Origin of the sequence: Pseudomonas sp. GXM4 (genome assembly GCF_008923895.1) — a bacterium.
In the GTDB taxonomy this organism is placed as follows: domain Bacteria; phylum Pseudomonadota; class Gammaproteobacteria; order Pseudomonadales; family Pseudomonadaceae; genus Aquipseudomonas; species Aquipseudomonas atacamensis.
The window spans coordinates 1-4,092 of sequence record NZ_WBRZ01000375.1 but is presented as its reverse complement, the minus strand read 5'-3'; the positions used below and the strand labels follow the sequence as shown (position 1 = coordinate 4,092).

Below are 4,092 nucleotides of genomic sequence, written 5' to 3'. Positions count from 1 at the left end.
CTGGCTTCATCGCTAGCAAGCCAGCTCCCACAGGGGGCATGTGTACAACTGAAAGTCAGGACGGGATGGTCAGGCCACGAATGACCGCCGGGCGCGCGAGAAACCGCTCCAGCACCCGGGTGACATTGGGGAAATTCTGAATCCCGACCAGATCCCCGGCCTCATAGAAGCCAAGCAGATTGCGCACCCACGGGAACGTGGCGATATCGGCGATGGTGTAACGCTCGCCCATGATCCAGTCGCGACCCTCGAGGCGGGTGTTGAGCACGTTCAGCAGGCGTTTGCTCTCTTCGACATAACGATCACGCGGGCGCTTGTCCTCGTAATCCTTGCCGGCAAATTTGTTGAAGAAACCGAGCTGGCCGAACATCGGGCCGATGCCGCCCATCTGCCACATCAGCCATTGGATGGTCTCGTAGCGCAGCGCGCCTTCCTGAGCGAGCAACTGGCCGCTCTTGTCGGCCAGATAAATCAGGATCGCGCCGGATTCGAACAGCGGCAGCGGTTTATCTTCCGGGCCATGCGGGTCGAGGATCGCCGGGATCTTGTTGTTCGGATTCAGCGAAAGAAACTCTGCCGAAGTCTGGTCGTTGGTGTCGAAACCGACGCGGTGCGGCTCGTACGGCAGGCCGATCTCTTCGAGCATGATCGACACTTTGACGCCGTTGGGAGTCGGCAGGGAGTAGAGCTGAATCCAGTCCGGGAACTGCGCCGGCCATTTCTGAGTAATCGGGAATGCAGACAGATCGGTCATTGGAAGCATCCAGTCACAAATTGAAAACCGATCATAAAGTAGGCCTGCCGCTGCGCCTACACGAACCGTAACATCCTGTCGCTAACCTGCCTGCATGCCCGCAAAGGTTGCCGCTAGAGTGCTGCGCACTGGCCTGGAACGAACCAAACGGCGTTACAGGACTCTGAGTTATGCCTTTCTCGCAGAGGAAGCTGTTCATGACAGGGAAACACCCGGTGCTGGGAGCCCGCGGTGCCAAGGTTTGTCAGCCTTAACCGATTTTGCTGAAGAACCCTCGAATTGATGACGAACCTGATGAGTTTCGCCAAACGCTTCAAACATCGCGCGTACGTGGCCCTGCCCTCCCTGCTGGCAGTCAGCGCGCTTTTTCTGTCTCTCGAATCCAGCGAAAGCCGCGCCCAACCGGCGGACGGCACGCAGACGCTGGTGTTCCTGCGCCACGCGGAAAAGCCCGAAGGCGGCCTCGGCCAGCTCAACTGCCAGGGCCTGAACCGCGCCATCGACCTGTCGACGCTGCTGCCGGAAAAATTCGGCAAGGCCGATTACGTATTCGCCGCCAACCCGACGCGAAACGTCGAGGAAGGCGAGCTGGACAATTCCTACAGCTACATTCGTCCGCTGATGACCATCAGCCCGGCCGCGATCAAGCTCGGCCTGCCGGTGAACATCGAGTTCTCCGCCAACGACACCAGCGATCTGGCCCGCGAGCTGCTGGACGAGAAGTACCACAACTCGACGATCTACACCGCCTGGTCTCACGGTTATCTGCCGGATCTGATCAACAAGGTCGCCGGCAACGCAGTGGGCGAGCGGCAGAAGATCACCGATGACTGGGCCGGCGATGACTTCGATTCGCTGTATGTGCTGACCCTGAAGTGGCACAACGGCAAGGCCAGTCTGCAGAGCCATATCTACAAGCAGGGGCTGGATAACGGCAAGGACACTTGCCCGACCTGAGTTTTGTATTGACTGACCCGGCCCTATCGCTGGCAAGCCAGCTCCCACAGGTATGAGGGTGTGTATGAATTACCTGTACACCCACAGTACCTGTGGGAGCGGGCTTGCCCGCGATGGGGCCAGCGATAATGCCTTCAAACCCTCTGGCTCACCCGCCCACGCAAATACTCGATCACCGCCCCCCGCTCTCCGGCAAACTCGATCCGCCCGCCCTTCTTCTCGCGCTGGAAGACATACATCGGGTCGTAATACTCACGCAGCAAACCCTCGATCCAGCCGCGATGCAGGTCCACCGCGCCGCTGCGGCCCTGCTCGGCCAGCGCCTGCTCCATCAACACCAGCATCCGCGAATGGCGCTCACCGCCGAGGCGTTTCTGTACGTTGTTGAGGCTTTCCAGCAGACGTTCGGAGAACAGCGCAAACCCGGTGTCGCCGTGGAGGGAGGCAAACTCCGCCGACAGATCGATGACGTAATCACGCAGGATCCGTTCGACGCGATGCTCGAAACGATCTTCCAGCCAGACCATCGGGTACTGCTGCATGCCCTGATACAACGTCAACGGCAAGGCGCAACTGCCGACCACACGGCTCTCGTCTTCGAGCACAAACTGCTCGATCCCGGCATCGCGTTTCTTCAGGAAGTCGATCGCCAGGCGATTCTCGAAATCGATGTTCGACGGCTGCCCGGTAGCGCGTTTGCCGAAACTGGAGCCGCGATGGTTGGCGTGGCCTTCCAGATCCACACCGTTGCGCAACTGCACCAGCACTTCGGTCTTGCCGGTGCCGGTCATGCCGCCGAGCAAAACGAAATCGCACTGCGCGATGGCCTGCTCAAGGGTGTCGATCAAAAAACTGCGCATCGCCTTGTAGCCGCCGCCGACGCGCGGATAATCGATGCCCGCCTCGTCGCGCAGCCACTGCTGGGTGATCTGCGAGCGCAGACCGCCGCGAAAACAGTACAGATAACCATCGGGATGAGCCCGGGCGAAGTCGGCCCAGGCCTGGATGCGCTCGGCCTTGACTGCGCCGGACACCATTTGATGGCCCAGCTCGATTGCCGCCTGCTGGCCATGCTGCTTGTAGCAGGTGCCGATCTTCTGCCGTTCCAGATCATTCATCAGCGGCAGATTGACCACGCCGGGGAACGCGCCTTTGTGAAACTCGACCGGCGCGCGGGCATCCATCATTGGCCGGTCGTTGAGGAAAATATCGCGGTAGTCGGTGCAGTCGCGGAGCATCAAATCACCTCGACCGCGTTCGTCTGTCGCTCAACCAGTTCGCCGATCGGCGCAAGGTTCAGACCCAGTTCGGCGGCGACGCCGAGGAACTCGTCATTGCCTTCAGGCGTGACCGCAATCAGCAGACCGCCGCTGGTCTGCGGATCGCACAGCACGCGTTTGTGCAACTCCTGCACGCGGCCAACCTTGCTCGAATAGCTGTCGAAGTTGCGCAGCGTACCGCCCGGCACGCAGCCCTGATCGAGGTAGTACTCGACGCTGTCCAGACGCGGCACGCGGTCGTAGGCGATGCGCGCGGTCAACTGGCTGCCATCGGCCATTTCCACCAGATGCCCGAGCAGGCCGAAACCGGTGACGTCAGTCATCGCGGTGACGCCGGCGAGTTTGCCGAAGCGGCTGCCAGGCTTGTTCAGGGTGCACATCCAGTCGCGGGCGACACCGACGTCGGCGGCGCGCAACTTGCCCTTCTTTTCGGCGGTGGTGAGGATGCCGATGCCCAACGGTTTGGTCAGGTACAACAGGCAACCGGCGGTAGCGGTGTCGTTGCGTTTCATGTGGCGCTTTTCCACAAGCCCGGTGACGGCGAGGCCGAAGATCGGCTCCGGCGCATCGATCGAATGCCCCCCCGCCAACGGAATGCCCGCCGCGTCGCACACCGAGCGACCGCCACGAATCACTTCCCGCGCCACTTCCGGCGCCAGCACATTCACCGGCCAGCCGAGGATCGCGATCGCCATCAACGGATCGCCGCCCATCGCATAGATATCGCTGATCGCATTGGTTGCGGCGATGCGGCCGAAGTCGAACGGGTCATCGACAATCGGCATGAAAAAATCGGTGGTCGACACCACACCGCGCTCGGCATCGATCGCATACACCGCCGCGTCATCGCGCGATGCGTTGCCGACCCAGAGTTTTGGATCAAGGTTCTGTGCGCCGCTGCCGGCGAGGATCACTTCCAGCACCTGCGGGGAAATCTTGCAGCCACAACCGGCGCCATGGCTGTATTGGGTCAGACGAATCGGCTCGCTCATGGGAGAGTCTCTGGCAATGAATGGGGCGGATTCTAGCAGAGCGCGAGCGCGCAGATTTTTGTGCTGACCGAGCGGCCCCTTCGCGAGCGGGCTCGCTCCCACATTTGTA

General features: G+C 61.1%; 4 protein-coding genes. 1 reads left to right on the top strand and 3 read right to left on the bottom strand.

The genetic code is table 11. From position 1 onward, the window contains the following. Nucleotides 1-55: 55 nt before the first annotated feature. Nucleotides 56-754 carry a glutathione binding-like protein gene (locus F8N49_RS26100; protein WP_071172980.1) on the bottom strand — a complete coding sequence of 233 codons (699 nt, stop codon included), beginning with the start codon at nucleotides 752-754 and terminating at the stop codon, nucleotides 56-58. Between the two features lie 282 nt (nucleotides 755-1,036). Here F8N49_RS26100 and F8N49_RS26095 point away from each other — a divergent pair, with 282 nt between their 5' ends. Beyond that, nucleotides 1,037-1,711, top strand: coding sequence for a hypothetical protein (locus F8N49_RS26095; RefSeq protein ID WP_041477219.1), 675 nt, complete (start codon nucleotides 1,037-1,039; stop codon nucleotides 1,709-1,711). 134 nt (nucleotides 1,712-1,845) lie between these two features. Here F8N49_RS26095 and mnmH read toward each other — a convergent pair whose 3' ends face one another. Then, nucleotides 1,846-2,949, bottom strand: a complete 1,104-nt coding sequence (mnmH, locus tag F8N49_RS26090; RefSeq protein WP_151553159.1) for a tRNA 2-selenouridine(34) synthase MnmH — start codon at nucleotides 2,947-2,949, stop codon at nucleotides 1,846-1,848. Continuing rightward, nucleotides 2,949-3,983, bottom strand: coding sequence for a selenide, water dikinase SelD (gene selD, locus F8N49_RS26085; RefSeq protein WP_024013506.1), 1,035 nt, complete (start codon nucleotides 3,981-3,983; stop codon nucleotides 2,949-2,951). The genes mnmH and selD overlap by 1 nt, the downstream gene beginning before the upstream one ends. Nucleotides 3,984-4,092: the final 109 nt, after the last annotated feature.